Origin of the sequence: Corynebacterium genitalium ATCC 33030, assembly GCF_000143825.1 — a bacterium.
Lineage (GTDB): Bacteria > Actinomycetota > Actinomycetes > Mycobacteriales > Mycobacteriaceae > Corynebacterium > Corynebacterium genitalium.
In genome coordinates this window covers 1,550,278-1,564,663 of the sequence record NZ_CM000961.1, presented here as the reverse complement: position 1 = coordinate 1,564,663, position 14,386 = coordinate 1,550,278, and the positions used below count along the sequence as shown (strand labels likewise).

Below are 14,386 nucleotides of genomic sequence, written 5' to 3'. Positions count from 1 at the left end.
GATAGCTTGGAACCCGTGACACATTCGGACCACCCTAAGCTCTCCGCCGCAACATCATCCGAGAGCGCCGAAACCACCCAGATCCCAGCGGAATTCACGGAAGCTGTCGAATCGATGCACCGCGCCCAGCTGCGCCCCGAGATCAGCCTGGGCACCATCCGTCCCCCGCAGCGCCCGGCCCCGTTCAGCCACGCAGTGGGCCTGGAAGTTCGGGGCAACGACGATGACGGTCCGATCCCGACCGACGCCCAAGGTGATGCCTTCGGCCGTCTCATCCTGCTGTACTCGCCGTCCGGGGAGGAGCAATGGGAAGGCTCCATGCGCCTTGTCGCCTACATCCAGGCGGATATGGACGATGCCGTTGCGTCCGATCCGCTGCTTCCCGACATCGCATGGCAGTGGCTCGGTGAATCCCTGGCTGAGACACACGCCGGGTATACGGATCTGGGCGGCACGGTGACGTCCACGTCATCGGTGCGCTTCGGCGACATCGGGGGCCCTCCGCGCGCCTACCAGATCGAGATGCGCGCCTCGTGGACGGCTGACACCACCGATCTCTCCCACCATGTTGAGGCTTTCTCTAAGGTGCTCGCCCATGTCGCCGGTCTCCCGCCGGAGGGCGTGGCGGGGCTCGACCGAAGGTGACCGTCTAAGCTGTGGGGGATGCACTACGAACTCGTTCACACCCCCGACGGGTTCGCGCGCGCTGCGAAACAACTCGCCGCAGGGCACGGACCTTTCGCCGTGGATACGGAGCGAGCGTCTGCGTACCGCTACGACGACCGCGCCTTTCTCATCCAGATTCACCGCCGCGGCGCAGGAACGTTCCTCTTCCAACCAGAGGGCCTACGCGAAGAACTGACGTCCGCCCTCGCGCCTGCTGTGAACGGCGAAGACTGGATCATTCACGCCGCCCCTGAGGACCTGCCGAGTCTCGCTGAGCTCGGTCTGCATCCCGGAACACTCTTCGACACTGCTCTCGCTGGCCGCATTGCCGGCTTCGAGAAACCGAACCTCGCCGCCATGGTCGCCGAGTTCTGCGGAGTCGAGCTGGAGAAGGGCCATGGCCGCGAAGACTGGTCGCTTCCAACCCTTCCGCGGGAGTGGCTGGACTACGCCGCCCTCGACGTGATTTACCTGCCCGATCTGGCAGAGGCTCAGGCGGAGTTGCTGGGTGGGCTGGGCAAGCTGGACTATGCGGAGCAAGAATTCGCGCACATCGTGGACACGTTCGCGGAGTGGACTGCCCCCACGCTGACATGGGAAGGGCTCAAAGGCGTGAACAACCTTCCCTCTGCCCTCTCCCGTGCCATCGCTCGTGCAGTGTGGGAGCAGCGCAACGCCGATGCTTTACGACGCGACATCTCCCCCTCCCACATCCTGCCGTCCAAACTGATCATCGCGATAGCGAAAGAACAACCGCGCTCCCCCGCCGATCTCGCGGCCATGAAGGGCTTCCCTGCCCGCCGCACAGGCGCGAGCCACAAGTGGTTCCGGGTCCTGCGCGGGGTATATCAATCTGATCCCGCCACGTGGCCGGACAAACCGCGCAACAATGAGGGCACACCCGGGAAGTCTGCCTGGCAGCGCCACCACCCGGAGTCGTGGGACTACCTGCAAACGATGCGTTCCGCCATCGCAGAGGCCGCTGATGACATGGACCTGCCTGCCGAAGTGCTGCTAACCCCGGCAGTTCTCCGGGAAACCGCCTGGGCACTTTCCCAGGGCACGGTCTCATGGGACACACACGCTGTCGCCGGCCTTCTGGCCGAGCAGGGGGCACGTCCATGGCAGGTCGCAAACACAGCGGATCTGTTCGCCGCGAACAGGCCAGGCGAAGAAGTTTAGGCCAGCCCTTCAATCCACTCGCGGATGGATTCGCGGGCGGAATCGGCGTCGAGTCCAACCTCGGCAAGCAACTCGGAGCGCGACGCGTGCGGCGGGAAGATATCCGGGAAGGCCAGGCGTCGCAGCGGGGTGTCCACTTCGGCAGCGGACAGCGCCTCAGACAGTGCCGAGCCGATGCCTCCGCGAACAACACCGTCTTCGTACACGACCACCAGGTCCGCTTCGGCTGCCATGTCGATCAGCTCAGGGTTGATCGGAATGATCCACCGGGGGTCAACGACGGTGATGCGGGCACCGTCGTCATTCAGCTCGCGTGCAACCTGAACTGCGTTCTTGCTGAACTCACCGATTGCGACGAGAAGCACCTCGGGGATGTCCTCGTCGGCGTCTCCAGCGGGCTCGACGAGAATGTCGCTCCCACCGTCCGTGCGGCGAAGTTCCGTGACCGGGTCCCCCACGTCGCCCTTCGGGAAGCGGACGACGGTCGGGCCGGTCTCCACAGCGATGGCTTCTTGGAACTCTTCGCGCAAACGGTCAGCATCGCGCGGGGCGGCGACACGAATACCCGGAACAATGGAGGTCAAGGCCATGTCCCAGACACCGTTGTGGCTCGCGCCGTCGCTGCCGGTCACGCCTGCTCGGTCGAGCACGAACGTCACCGGCTGATTGATCAGGGCTACGTCCATGAGCAACTGGTCAAAAGCGCGGTTGAGGAACGTCGAGTAGACCGCCACCACCGGGTGCAACCCGCCGAGAGCCATGCCCGCCGCCGACGTCACAGCGTGTTGCTCAGCGATGCCCACATCGAAGAACCGCGAGGGGAACTTCTCCGCGAACGGTGTCAACCCCGTTGGGCCCGCCATCGCTGCGGTGAGTGCCACGATGTCTTCGCGCTCGTGCCCGGCGCGGAGCAGCTCCTCGGAGAACACCGATGTCCACCCCGGACGCGCTTCCCCCAGCGCCTCGCCAGTGACGGGGTCAATGACACCGGTGGAGTGCATCTGGTCGGCAATATCGTTGACCGCCGGGGCGAAACCGTGGCCCTTCTCAGTTGCAACGTGAATGATCAGCGGTCCGTCGTACTGGTGCGCATAGGTAAATGCGCTCAGCAGCGACGGAATGTCGTGTCCTTCGATCGGGCCGACGTATTTCAGACCCAAATCTTGGAACATCTGCGTCGGCACCACCTGGTGCTTGATGCCATCCTTCACCATCTTCATAGCGCCGAATGCGCGCTCGCCGACCCAGCCCATGGACTTCAAGGTGCGCTTTCCCTGCTCCATCACTTCGTCGTAACCAGGCTGAATCCGGATGGAGGCGATCTGGGAACGGAGATTGTCCAGGTTGCGGGCGAACCCGCCGATGGTCGGTGAGTAGGACCGGCCGTTGTCGTTCACCACGATGGTGACGTTGCGCTCCCCTTCAGCGATGTTATTCAGCGCTTCCCAGCACATTCCGCCGGTCAGAGCACCATCACCCACCACTGCGACAACATTGCTGTCGGCGTGGCCCTGAAGCACCTTCGCCTTTGACAACCCGTCCGCGTAGGACAACGCCGCGGAAGCGTGGGAGGACTCGGTCCAGTCATGATCGGACTCGCTGCGGCTGGTGTACCCGGACAATCCATCCTTTTTGCGCAGTGTGTCGAACTGCCCGGAACGCCCCGTGAGGATCTTGTGCACGTAGGACTGGTGGGACGTGTCGAAGATGATAGGGTCGCTCGGCGAGTCAAAGACGGCGTGCAGGGCGACCGTCAGCTCGACGACCCCCAAGTTCGGTCCGAGGTGGCCGCCGGTGGCGGAGACCTTCTGGATGAGAAACTCGCGGATTTCCCGCGCGAGACGTTCGAGCTCGTCCGCCGACATGCCCTTCAGTTCGGCCGGGGATGTGAGGTGCTCAAGCCTGCTCACTGCTCGTCGTAGCTCCTTGGTCGAGGTTGTCGGACGGTTGGAGAAAGCGTCTCGAATGGTTGAAGGACAATTCTACACTTTCCCCGCTCTAACCCGGCATCGGCTTTTCAGGCCGGAACGAGGCTGGTGAGGACTTCGAAGTGGTGGGTGGCGGGAAAAGCGTCGATAAGCGCCATGCGTTCGACGACGTATCCTGCCGCGCCCCATGTGGCCAGATCGCGCGTGAATGTCGCCGGATCGCACCCGACGTGGATGACGCGCTGCGGGCGGCGCGCAGCGATGCCGGCGACGACGTTTTCCCCGGCCCCTGTGCGCGGAGGATCGAGCACCACGAGCCCTGGGTCCGGCAGCTCATCCAGCGCCGCTTCCACTTTCTGGTTGCGCATGTCCACGTTGAACGCGCTCAGTGCGGGCTGCGGCGTGCGCGTCGCGGCGGGAGAGTAGTCGACGCTGACGATGCGCGGTGCCTGGTCCCCCTCCATGGCAGCGCTTATCGACGGCACAAACAACCCCACCCCGCCATACAAATCCCACCCTGTGCGCTCACCGTAGTCGTCCGCAGCCCAATCAAGGATATAGGCCGAATAGGCCGCAGGAGCAGCGAGATGTGCCTGCCAAAACGCTGTCGGGGGAAAGCTGAAATGGAATTCCTCCCCGGCGACCGGAACGATCTCGGTCGCGGCATCGCCACCCTCGATGCGCGTATCAATGTGCTCCACACGTTTACCGCGTTGCGCCCGCCGCGTTTCGACGACGTGACGCTGCCCTGCCCCGTCAACGACCACCACGAGCTCAGCACCGGGGGTGAATCTGGCATCACCGCCGACGATTCCATCGAGGGCCTCCGGGACCACCTGGGAGCACGGCTGCCCCGCAACGATCTCGCGGCTGCGTGCGCGGCGCATTCCAGCACGCCCCTGTTCATCGACACCAAGACGGACACGGGTGCGCCACCCAAGGGTCGGTTCGAGCGATTCTTCTTCGAGGTCGATCGCTGCGTCAAAGCCCTCGAGTACACCACTGGGCCGGGCGTGCTTTTCCAACTGCCCGACCAAGATCTCGCGCTTGAACCGCGTTTGCGCGGCGGGATCGATGTGGGAGTAGTCGCAGCACCCTGCGCCAGCTGCCGCTGCTGGGCAGGCGACCTCAGTCCGGTCAGGCGACGGTTCCACTACCTGGGTGAGCGCGGCACGAGCCCACCGCTTCTTCACAGTGGTCAGCTCGGCTTCCACCACATCACCGGGAAGTGCTCCTGCCACGAACACCACGCGACCGTCCGAGGCGTGCGCAATTGCCTCGCCCCCGTGCGCCATCGCGGTGGGTTCAAGCCTGACGCGATCGCCAGAAGTAAGCTCCATATTACTGCTGTTCGGGCTGGTCAGGCTGGCCGGTCTGCTCTCCCTGCCCCTGTTGGTTCTGTTGGTTCTGCTGGTTCTGCTGCCGCAGCTGTTGCTGCTGCATAGCTTGCTGGATTTGCAGAGCGAGCTGTGCGGGCAACTCGACCGGCAGGGAGTTGCCTGCCAGCACGGGCGTGTTGCCGCGATAGATGAAGGAGCGAGCGATGATTTCGCGGCCGAGATCCGCCAACCGGTCTTCCTTACCGTGCGGCGCTGCGAGGGTGACGCGGTACAGCCAGCGCGGGCCTTGCACACCGATGATGCGGATGATGCCGTTGTCGCCAGTGCCGACCACTTCGCGGCCCCATGGGCCCTCTTCATATTCGACCGGCATGCCTTCAGCGCGCATGCCCTCTGCGATCTCATCGGAGGACTCTTCCCACATGCCGCCGGAGTTCGGTGCGGCGAACGCCACCGGGGTGACACGGCCGAATTCGGTGATGACGTGGAGCATGCGCGGGCCCTGCTCACCCATCTCCACCTGGACCTGGGAGTTCTTCGGAAGCGCTAACTGGATCGAGCCGAGGTTGAGCAACCCTGCGGAGAAGTCGCTGAAGTCGAAGTCGTTGATGTCAACGTTGTCACCATCAAAGGGGCCGGTCTTCCCGTTCACGGCGTCGTGCTCACGCTGGACAACGGCAGCCTCTTCGGCCTCTTTGACCTGCTCGGGATCAGGCGTGGTCTGGACGATTGTGCTGCCCTTGTCTTTCACCGGGTTCATGTATTGCACGTCGTGAAAGTCCCCGCTAGATGCACGGGGCCGCGTGGGGGTGGCGGGGGCCTCCGCGGGACGAGAAACAAACGGGTCTTCCCATTCCCGCCTGCGGTAATTGCCATATTCAGCGGAGTCGCTGTTCTTTTTCTTGCCGAAGGGCCACAGTGCCATGATTGTCTCTTTCGCTCGTTCCTTAAGTGCTAAGTTGCTGCTAATTCACGCCGGTGGAGCCGTATCCGCCCGAACCGCGGACAGTCTCATCGAGGTCGTCGACTTCGATGAAGTCCGGCAGTTCCACTCGTTGCACCACCAGTTGGGCGATGCGCATCCCGCGGGTGACCTCAAAGGGAGTGTCTTTGTCCGTGTTGAGCAGGCACACCTTGAGTTCCCCCCGGTAATCCGCATCGATCGTGCCGGGAGTGTTCACGATGGTCAGGCCGTGCTTGGCCGCCAGGCCCGAACGCGGGTGGATCAGACCCACAGTGCCAAGCGGCAACGCGATAGCGACACCGGTACTCACCAACGCGCGCTCACCGGGGCCGATCGCGACATCGTGGGCGGAATACAGGTCCACACCGGCATCGCCGCGGTGGGCGCGTTGCGGAATGGGTAGGTCCGGATCGAGCCGCTTGAGGGGGATCGGTCCGATCGATTTCGTCTCTTTGGTCACGTCCCCACACTACGTGAGGTTGACGGGGCACGTATCTCCGCCATTCGCCAAACCATTTAAGGAATCATGGGGCACTTGCCTACCATGGACGGTGTGACTGAAAGCGCGAACACCCCGTCAACACCGCCTACTACCCCTTCCGCGGCGCCAGAAGTGCTGTACTCCGAACGCCAGTGGGTGCCGTTGTGGTGGTGGATCGCGGGGACTGCATTCGCGGCGCTGTTGGGTGCTCAAATGGGTGTCAACCGCGGGATGTGGTGGTTCGTCGCGACGTTCATTGTCATCGGCGCCCTGACCGCATGGTTCCTTATTCACTTGTCGTCGACTGTGGTGCGCGTGGAGCGCGACGGTGACGGAACGCGCTGGCTCGTCGTGGGTGACGCGAACTTGCCGTCGTCAGTGGTGTCGCGCTCTCTGGCTGTCCCCCGTTCGGCGAAGCAGAACGCGCTTGGCCGGCAGCTCGATCCCGCGGCGTATCTCGTCCACCGCGCATGGGTGAAAGAAATGGCCTTGTTCGTTCTCGACGACCCGGAGGACCCCACCCCTTACTGGCTCGTGTCCTCTAAGAATCCGGAGGAACTGCTTCGGGCCTACGTTCCGGAGCAGGCTGACACGGCCGCCGAGCCCCTCCACCGCACTGGCCAGTAGGCCAACGCGGGACGTCGGTTACTCGCAGTCGAGGCAAATCTTCGAACCGTCTGGCTCAACGTGGCCCAGGCGGTTGTGCTTCTGCACTAAGAAGCAGGATGCGCAGGTGAACTCGTTCTCCTGTTTCGGCACGACAGAGACATTGAGTTCTTCGCCGGACAGGTCGACGGTCGGCGGATCGAATGCGTCAACAACTTCCCCATCGTCGTCCATGCTGCTGCCGGCGACCTCTTCGGCCTTGAGACCTTCAAGGGAATCCGTCTCGATCTCATCATCGAGGCGGCGGCGAGGGGCGTCGTAATCGGTGGCCACGAGGTCTCCTTCTGAGCCTGAGAATGCTTTCAAAATGCTTACTGTCAGCGTGATATTAAAACAAGAATTTCTTTATGTCATGTTTGCCCCGCGCACAGACGTTTCGGCGTGTCGCACCTCGACTTCCCCTTTCTAAATCAGACCTGGTCAGAGAATGGTTTCAGGGGCTGATCTGCCCCCGCTTCCGCAAGGAGGGCGCGGAAGTTATTCCAAATCCCCGGAGCGGATGCCATTGTCACCGCCCCGTCATGGCCGCTGGCACCCAGGCCAGGATGCTCAACCTGTGCGCCAGCCTCGGTGGCAATCACGGCTCCGGCGGCGTAGTCCCACGGGTGGGTGGCGTGCTCGTAGTAGGCATCCACTACGCCGTCTGCAAGCATGCACAAGTCTAAAGCAGCACTGCCGGCGCGGCGGATGTCGCGCACACGCGGCAATACCGCGCGCAGAATGTCCGCTTGCTGGGCGCGCCACTGTGGCGTGTAGGAGAAACCGGTGGCCACAAGCGCGAGAGGCACATCGCTTATCGACGACACACCCAACCGCCGCCATTCCTCTTCCCCTCCCCCACGCGTGAAGGCCCCGCGACCTCTACCTGCCTGATAGGCGCGGCCAGTAGCAACATTGACTACCGCTCCAGCAAGCAGTTCCTCCCCGCGCGCGGCTGCGATCGACACCGCATACTGCGGGACCCCATAGAGAAAGTTCACCGTGCCATCAATCGGGTCGACGATCCACCGCACTCCGGAACGAGACGGAACGTCGGCGCCTTCTTCCCCCAGAATGCCGTCGTCTGGTCGACGCTCGAGAAGAGTGGACATGATCAACTGCTCCGACTCTTTATCTACGACAGTGACCGGGTCCACTGCCGAGGATTTTGTCTCCGCCGCGGTCAATGCGCCTTCACCGATCAGTTCGGCCCGCCTATCGCGGACGTGACCTGCGGCCAGCAAGCAGGTGGAAAGGGCGACGTCGAGAAGCTCGTCGACAAGCAAATCTGCGGTACTCATGCTTGCCATCGTGCCTCAAAGTAGCCAGCGTCCGCGCGGGGTGCGGAAGTGCGTAGAATCGGCGGGTATGGATCACACCTCGGGCAACTACTGCTGCGGCATCGACATCGGAGGCTCTGGCGTTAAAGGCGCGATCGTCGACATGGACACCGGCGAGTTCGCCACCGACCGCATCAAGATCGCCACTCCCCAACCCGCGACCCCAGAGGCTGTGGCAGAAACCGTTGCTGAGATTGTCCGCCAGCTCGAATGGGACGGACCCGTGGGCATCTGCCTACCCTCCGTGGTCAAGGAGCAGGTAGCAATGACCGCCGCGAACATCGATGACGCGTGGATCGGCACCGACGTTCATGAGCTGTTCAGCGAGCATGTGCCTGGCCGCGACATCGCGGTGCTGAATGACGCTGACGCAGCCGGCCTGGCCGAAGTCGCGTTCGGTGACGAGATCTGTCGCACCGGGGCTGTGATGTTCTTGACCTTCGGCACCGGAATCGGCTCGGCGCTGCTCATGGACGGCGATCTGTTCCCCAATACGGAACTTGGCCACATGTTTGTGGGCAAGAAGGAGGCAGAGCACCAGGCGTCTTCGGCTGTCCGCGACCGCGAAGAACTGAGTTACTCACAGTGGGCGAAGCGCGTCGACAAAGTCCTGACTGAGTACGCGCGGCTGTTCAATCCCATTGCCTTCGTCGTCGGTGGCGGCATCTCGCGCAAGGCAGATAAGTGGGTGCCGCTGCTTACCGTGGACACGCCCGTTATCCCGGCCAAACTGCGCAATCGCGCGGGAATCGTCGGTGCCGCGATGGCTGTGTGGAAGCACGTCGCGCCCTAAAACCCCCGCATTCGCGAAAATAATTCGCTGGAGGGGGTGGCGGGAACCGGGGAGCCGTGCCTATGCTGTAGGGTTACCGCAAAGGCCGCGTAGGAGCGGTCTACGTCATGGTGGGAGGAATAGCCTTCCGCTTTCCGCGGTTAACGTCATCGGAAATCAACCGGCTCACCCCGCTACCGACTTGATTATGCAGGTTTGCGTATCGTGGTGGGACACCAACGTAGTCAAGCGATGAGTGCACGAAAGGTCGTACGTGGCAGCTAGCACCCCATCCACCAATAACAGCCCTGATGCCGCTGTCGAGGAAGACGCGGGTCAGGCGTCTCAGCCTGCGCGGAAAAAGGCCGTGAAGAAGACGGCTAAGAAGGCCGCCAAGAAGACTGCGGCTAAGAAGACCACCAAGAAGGCTGCGAAGAAGACCACGAAGAAAGCCGCCAAGAAGACGGTGAAGAAGACGGCCGCGAAGAAGACCGTGCGCAAGTCCGCACAGGCAGCCACTGCGGCCGACGCAGCTGAGAACGAGGACGAGTCCGCTGACGCCGACGACACCGATGACGTAGACGATGTCGACGACGTGGACGGTCTCGGCGACGACGACATGCTCGACGGCGACCTGGATGAGGATCTGGCCGACGAGGACATGGACGGCGACGACTTCGATCCGGAGCTCGAAGAAGACGAGGAGCTCGACAGCGAAGCTGTCGTCGATGCTGCCACTGCCACCGACGAGGAGGATGGCGAGGAGGACTCTGACGAGTTCGTGCCGGAACTCGGTGAAGAGGGTGAGGCCGCAGCCTCGGCTCCGGCAAGCGACGATGACGACGAAGATGATGCTGCTCCCCCGTCAGTGTGGGACATCGAAGAGTCTGCTGCTCTGCGCCAAGCACGCAAAGACGCTCAGCTCACCGCCTCTGCGGACTCGGTGCGTGCTTACCTCAAGCAGATCGGTAAAGTCGCGCTGCTTGACGCTGAGCAGGAAGTCTCTCTGGCCAAGCGCATCGAGGCCGGTCTCTACGCCCAGCACCGCCTGGATGAGATGCAGCGTGCCGCCGACGAAGGCGACAAGGACGCGAAACTCACCCCGGCTGTGAAGCGTGATCTGCGCGCCGTCGCCCGCGACGGCCGCAAGGCGAAGAACCACTTGCTTGAGGCGAACCTGCGTCTCGTGGTGTCCCTGGCAAAGCGCTACACCGGCCGTGGCATGGCTTTCTTGGACTTGATTCAGGAAGGCAACTTGGGCCTGATTCGTGCCGTGGAGAAGTTCGACTACTCCAAGGGGTACAAGTTCTCCACTTACGCCACATGGTGGATCCGTCAGGCGATCACCCGCGCGATGGCAGACCAGGCCCGCACCATCCGTATCCCGGTGCACATGGTCGAGGTGATCAACAAGCTCGGCCGCATCCAGCGTGAGCTGCTGCAGGACCTCGGTCGCGAGCCGACTCCGCAGGAGCTGGCGAAGGAAATGGACATCACTGAGGAGAAGGTCCTTGAGATCCAGCAGTACGCGCGCGAGCCGATCTCCCTGGACCAGACCATCGGTGATGAGGGCGACAGCCAACTCGGCGACTTCATCGAAGACTCTGAGGCTGTGGTGGCCGTCGACGCTGTGTCCTTCACGCTTCTACAGGACCAGCTCCAGGACGTGCTGCACACGCTGTCCGAGCGTGAGGCGGGCGTTGTGCGCCTGCGCTTCGGATTGACCGACGGCATGCCGCGCACCCTCGACGAGATCGGACAAGTCTACGGCGTCACGCGCGAGCGCATTCGGCAAATCGAATCGAAGACGATGTCGAAGCTGCGCCACCCGTCGCGTTCGCAGGTGCTGCGCGACTACTTGGACTAAAGCAGCGAGCCCCCTCGCCACCACCTAGCCAGACAGCCCGGCTCAACCGGGAGTGTCTGGCTAGGTGTTTTCTTTATACGCCCGGTCGCGGTCCGCTGTGCGCTCGAGCACACTCTCGCTGCTGCTTTCCGGCCCTTTATTACTGCCAGTGCCAGAGTCCACCTCCTGCTCCAGCTCATAAATGGCAAGTGCCATGAATGCGAGAAAAGCAATGGCCATGAGGGTGCTGATGATGCTCGCTATCAGGCCGGTGATAGCCATTCCCATACCGTTGGAGCCGGGGAAGCGACGGCTGTTGGTGATCCCCATAATGCCGCAAATGATGCCGCAAATGCCGAGCAGCAGGGCGAACGGCCCAGCGATGAACACCATCGCGAACGAACAAAGGCCGACCACCAAAGCGGCGACGGCTGTTTGGTTCTTCTCTGCAGGTACCGGCGCGTAGGCGTGGGGCACGAACCCGGTCGCGTACGCGTTCGGCCCGTGCGGGTTGTAGCGCCCCCACTGGTCGACAGGACCAGCTTCAAATGGTTGACCGTAGCCGTCTAGCTGTCCCCGTTGCTCGTGGCTGTAACCGCCGTATGGTTCGTTCATCGGGTCCCTGGGGCTGCGGGGGTACTGCGGGCCGTAAGGATTGGGATGCACCATAATGCCCGCTAGCCTAGCAGCGTTTACCAGTCACGCAGATAGTCGATACGCGCCCGAAGTTGCTCCGCAGAGCACAGCGCCGTCGGCGGGCCGCCGCAGGCATTGCGGACCTCCGTATGGATTGCCCCGTGGGGCCGGCCCGTGCGCGACGCAACAATTGCCACGCGGGCGTTGAGCTCCTGGCGCAGTGCCGGGATGTCTTCGGAAGCCACGCCAGTGCCGGCACCTGCGGAGGGAGCATCGCTTATCGACGCACCCATCTTCTCCTTCCGCACCTTTTCCTGTTCGGCTTTAGCCTTTTCGGCCTTCGCCTCGGCTTCCCGCGCGTCGAGCTGGTCAGACTGGCGCTTGCTCAGCAGCAGCTTCACCTGATCGGCGTCGAGGAGCCCCGGCAGGCCCAGAAAGTCCTGTTCCTCATCGGAGCCGGTGAGGGTCGGCGTTCCGTAGGTCGATCCGTCGAAAATGAGCGAATCGAGCTCTGCAGACGCACCGATGGACTGATACGCCGCTGCTTCATCAGGCTCGGTTTCCTTCCGGTTCGCCTGCTCGAGCAGTTCATCGGACCAGCCGGATTCACGGTGGGCTTTGCCGAGCACATGGTCACGGGAGACCTCCATCTCCTCGGCCAGACGCAGCAGCACAGGAACAGACGGCAAGAAGATCGATGCTGACTCTCCTGGCATGCGTGAGCGGACGAAACGGCCGATTGCCTGGGCAAAGAACAGTGGCGTGGAGGCAGAGGTGGCGTACACGCCGACCGCGAGACGCGGCACGTCCACGCCCTCAGAGACCATGCGCACCGCCACCATCCATTCGTCCTGGGAGGCGGAGAATTCTTCGATGCGCTTGGAGGAACCGGGCTCGTCAGAAAGCACCACGGTGACAGGCGTGTTTGAGATCGTGCGCAGGATCTTGGCGTAGGCACGTGCGGTCGTGGTGTCGGTAGCGATGACCAGTCCGCCGGCATCCGGCATGTTGGCGCGGATCTTGGTCAGGCGGGTGTGGGCTGCTTGCAGAACAGCCGCGATCCAGTCGCCCTTCGGATCCAATGCGGTCTTCCAGGCGCGGGTTGTCTGCGCGGCGTCGAGGGGCTCGCCCAAGCGTGCCGAGTACTCCTCCCCTGCTGAATCGCGCCACTGGGCCTCACCGGAATACGCGAGGAAGACCACGGGGCGGACAACGCCGTCGCGAAGCGCTTCGGCATACCCGTAGGTGTAATCCGCGCGGGAGACCAGATGCCCCTCACCGTCATCGTCGTAGGTGACAAAGGGGATCGCGGAATCGTCGGAGCGGAACGGCGTACCGGTCAGCGCGAGACGGTGTTCGACGTCGTTGTACGCCTCGCGGACGCCGTCACCCCAGCTCTTCGCGTCGCCGGCGTGGTGGATCTCGTCAAGGATGACCATGGTTCTGCGTGCTGATGCCACAGCGTGGTGCTTGAACGGGTGCATGCCCACTTGCGCGTAGGTGACTACCACACCGTCATAGGCAGGATTGACCGCAGACGAGTTGGTGAAGGCGTGATCCAGCGACAGCCCGAAGCGCGCTGCCGCCTGCGCCCACTGGATCTTCAGGTGCTCCGTGGGCACGACGACAATGATGCGCTCGACGGTCTTATCTGCGTGCAGCGTTGACGCTAGGGTCAGCGCGAAGGTGGTCTTTCCTGCACCGGGGGTAGCCACGGCCATGAAGTCCTTCGGCTTGCGCTGGAGGAAAAGATCGAGGGCCTCCTGCTGCCATTGGCGGAGCGAAGGCCCTTTCGTTGTGCCTGGAACTGACGTCACCGCCGACGCAGCCCCTTGTAGATCCTCTCGCAATCCGGGCACACGGGTGAGCCGGGCTTCGCTTGCTTGCGCACAGGGAACGTCTCGCCGCACAGGGCAACCACCATGTCACCGCTGACAGCGGAGTGCACGATCTGGTCTTTTTTGACGTAGTGGAAGAACTTCGGGGTGTCGTTGTCCTGCGACGTGTCTTCCCGGACGTCGGGGCGTTCGATCGTCTTCGTGGTGGTCTGGCTCATGTGCGTCACGCTCCCCATCATGCCTCAAGGTGCCTACCGGAATGCAATGTGCTCTACCCTAGAAGATCATGAGCACAGCGAGCAGTTTCGGTGACCACGAGACCGTGGACCAGGCCGAAGATGCGCGCGATTCACGGCCGAGCAGGAAGTTCTCCCGCAAGCGGGCTGAACTGATCACCTCCGCCCAGCGCTCCCCCGCCCAGAACCGCAAAGAGCGCGAGATCAAGTACTTGATTTTGCAGGGCATGCGCATCCCGTTCGTGCTGTTATCTATTGCCGCTGTGCTGTGGTGGGAGAACTGGTGGCTGGCGTTGATCTTCTTCTGCATCTCCATCCCGTTGCCGTGGATCTCCGTTGTCATTGCCAACGACAGCAATGAGGTCCGGGACAAACGCACCGCCAACGTGTACAAGCCGGCCGCCGCCCGGCAGGCCGCGCTGGCCTACCAGCAGCAAGCCCAGCTGCAGTCTGCGCCTCGCCCAGACGCGGCGGGGCCGGGCACAATCGACCACGAAGAGTAAACGAGCAGG

Annotated in this window: 15 protein-coding genes; 6 read left to right on the top strand and 9 right to left on the bottom strand. The window is 63.0% G+C overall.

Going from position 1 to position 14,386, the window contains the following annotated elements; translation table 11 throughout:
- Positions 1-15 precede the first annotated feature (15 nt).
- Together HMPREF0291_RS07340 and HMPREF0291_RS07335 are read left to right on the top strand one after the other, a co-directional pair.
- Positions 16-645: a DUF3000 domain-containing protein gene (locus HMPREF0291_RS07340; protein WP_005289880.1), complete on the top strand. Its 630-nt coding sequence runs from the start codon at positions 16-18 to the stop codon at positions 643-645.
- 18 nt (positions 646-663) lie between these two features.
- Complete coding sequence (locus tag HMPREF0291_RS07335; protein ID WP_005289878.1) at positions 664-1,848, top strand: HRDC domain-containing protein; 1,185 nt, start codon at positions 664-666, stop codon at positions 1,846-1,848.
- Here the strand turns inward: HMPREF0291_RS07335 and dxs are convergent.
- The 4 genes from dxs to dut all read right to left on the bottom strand — a co-directional run bounded on the left by dxs (position 1,845) and on the right by dut (position 6,540).
- Complete coding sequence (gene dxs / locus HMPREF0291_RS07330) at positions 1,845-3,758, bottom strand: 1-deoxy-D-xylulose-5-phosphate synthase (RefSeq protein WP_005289877.1); 1,914 nt, start codon at positions 3,756-3,758, stop codon at positions 1,845-1,847. The two genes, HMPREF0291_RS07335 and dxs, sit on opposite strands and share 4 nt — an antisense overlap.
- A 107-nt stretch (positions 3,759-3,865) precedes the next feature.
- Positions 3,866-5,116: a class I SAM-dependent RNA methyltransferase gene (locus tag HMPREF0291_RS07325; protein ID WP_005289876.1), complete on the bottom strand. Its 1,251-nt coding sequence runs from the start codon at positions 5,114-5,116 to the stop codon at positions 3,866-3,868.
- Between the two features lies 1 nt (position 5,117).
- Positions 5,118-6,041: a DUF3710 domain-containing protein gene (locus HMPREF0291_RS11340; RefSeq protein ID WP_005289874.1), complete on the bottom strand. Its 924-nt coding sequence runs from the start codon at positions 6,039-6,041 to the stop codon at positions 5,118-5,120.
- 40 nt (positions 6,042-6,081) lie between these two features.
- Entirely contained in the window at positions 6,082-6,540 is a 459-nt protein-coding gene (gene dut / locus HMPREF0291_RS07315) for a dUTP diphosphatase (RefSeq protein ID WP_005289872.1), read from the bottom strand.
- An 84-nt stretch (positions 6,541-6,624) separates the two neighbouring features.
- Here dut and HMPREF0291_RS07310 point away from each other — a divergent pair, with 84 nt between their 5' ends.
- Complete coding sequence (locus HMPREF0291_RS07310; protein ID WP_005289870.1) at positions 6,625-7,188, top strand: DUF3093 domain-containing protein; 564 nt, start codon at positions 6,625-6,627, stop codon at positions 7,186-7,188.
- A gap of 18 nt (positions 7,189-7,206) precedes the next feature.
- Here HMPREF0291_RS07310 and HMPREF0291_RS07305 read toward each other — a convergent pair whose 3' ends face one another.
- Together HMPREF0291_RS07305 and HMPREF0291_RS07300 are read right to left on the bottom strand one after the other, a co-directional pair.
- A complete protein-coding gene (locus tag HMPREF0291_RS07305; protein WP_005289868.1) occupies positions 7,207-7,500 on the bottom strand; it encodes a DUF4193 domain-containing protein in 294 nt (97 codons plus the stop codon).
- Positions 7,501-7,637: 137 nt separating this feature from the next.
- Complete coding sequence (locus HMPREF0291_RS07300; protein WP_005289866.1) at positions 7,638-8,507, bottom strand: inositol monophosphatase family protein; 870 nt, start codon at positions 8,505-8,507, stop codon at positions 7,638-7,640.
- A 67-nt stretch (positions 8,508-8,574) separates the two neighbouring features.
- Between HMPREF0291_RS07300 and ppgK the strand changes: the two genes are divergently transcribed.
- Together ppgK and HMPREF0291_RS07290 are read left to right on the top strand one after the other, a co-directional pair.
- A complete protein-coding gene (gene ppgK, locus HMPREF0291_RS07295; protein WP_040423659.1) occupies positions 8,575-9,339 on the top strand; it encodes a polyphosphate--glucose phosphotransferase in 765 nt (254 codons plus the stop codon).
- A 253-nt stretch (positions 9,340-9,592) separates the two neighbouring features.
- Positions 9,593-11,185 carry an RNA polymerase sigma factor gene (locus HMPREF0291_RS07290; protein ID WP_040423657.1) on the top strand — a complete coding sequence of 531 codons (1,593 nt, stop codon included), beginning with the start codon at positions 9,593-9,595 and terminating at the stop codon, positions 11,183-11,185.
- Between the two features lie 60 nt (positions 11,186-11,245).
- Here HMPREF0291_RS07290 and HMPREF0291_RS07285 read toward each other — a convergent pair whose 3' ends face one another.
- The 3 genes from HMPREF0291_RS07285 to HMPREF0291_RS07275 form a co-directional block, all read right to left on the bottom strand.
- Positions 11,246-11,779 carry a DUF4190 domain-containing protein gene (locus HMPREF0291_RS07285; protein ID WP_005289860.1) on the bottom strand — a complete coding sequence of 178 codons (534 nt, stop codon included), beginning with the start codon at positions 11,777-11,779 and terminating at the stop codon, positions 11,246-11,248.
- Between the two features lie 77 nt (positions 11,780-11,856).
- Positions 11,857-13,617 carry a DEAD/DEAH box helicase gene (locus HMPREF0291_RS07280; RefSeq protein ID WP_005289859.1) on the bottom strand — a complete coding sequence of 587 codons (1,761 nt, stop codon included), beginning with the start codon at positions 13,615-13,617 and terminating at the stop codon, positions 11,857-11,859.
- The gene (locus HMPREF0291_RS07275) at positions 13,614-13,874 is read right to left on the bottom strand and encodes a DUF3039 domain-containing protein (protein ID WP_370687024.1); all 261 of its coding nucleotides are present in this window, start codon (positions 13,872-13,874) and stop codon (positions 13,614-13,616) included. The genes HMPREF0291_RS07280 and HMPREF0291_RS07275 overlap by 4 nt, the downstream gene beginning before the upstream one ends.
- Before the next feature lie 50 nt (positions 13,875-13,924).
- On the opposite strand from HMPREF0291_RS07275, the gene HMPREF0291_RS07270 reads away from it, so the two are divergent.
- A complete protein-coding gene (locus HMPREF0291_RS07270) occupies positions 13,925-14,377 on the top strand; it encodes a DUF3099 domain-containing protein (RefSeq protein ID WP_005289855.1) in 453 nt (150 codons plus the stop codon).
- The last annotated feature ends 9 nt before the right edge of the window (positions 14,378-14,386 follow it).

What these genes read in the sequence shown, in the direction of transcription:
- HMPREF0291_RS07335 (WP_005289878.1), top strand. Translation starts at nt 664, where the DNA reads ATGCACTACGAACTCGTTCACACCCCCGACGGGTTCGCGCGCGCTGCG.
- HMPREF0291_RS07325 (WP_005289876.1), bottom strand. Translation starts at nt 5,116, where the DNA reads ATGGAGCTTACTTCTGGCGATCGCGTCAGGCTTGAACCCACCGCGATG.
- HMPREF0291_RS11340 (WP_005289874.1), bottom strand. Translation starts at nt 6,041, where the DNA reads ATGGCACTGTGGCCCTTCGGCAAGAAAAAGAACAGCGACTCCGCTGAA.
- HMPREF0291_RS07310 (WP_005289870.1), top strand. Translation starts at nt 6,625, where the DNA reads ATGGACGGTGTGACTGAAAGCGCGAACACCCCGTCAACACCGCCTACT.
- HMPREF0291_RS07300 (WP_005289866.1), bottom strand. Translation starts at nt 8,507, where the DNA reads ATGAGTACCGCAGATTTGCTTGTCGACGAGCTTCTCGACGTCGCCCTT.
- ppgK (WP_040423659.1), top strand. Translation starts at nt 8,575, where the DNA reads ATGGATCACACCTCGGGCAACTACTGCTGCGGCATCGACATCGGAGGC.
- HMPREF0291_RS07285 (WP_005289860.1), bottom strand. Translation starts at nt 11,779, where the DNA reads ATGAACGAACCATACGGCGGTTACAGCCACGAGCAACGGGGACAGCTA.
- HMPREF0291_RS07275 (WP_370687024.1), bottom strand. Translation starts at nt 13,874, where the DNA reads ATGGGGAGCGTGACGCACATGAGCCAGACCACCACGAAGACGATCGAA.
- HMPREF0291_RS07270 (WP_005289855.1), top strand. Translation starts at nt 13,925, where the DNA reads ATGAGCACAGCGAGCAGTTTCGGTGACCACGAGACCGTGGACCAGGCC.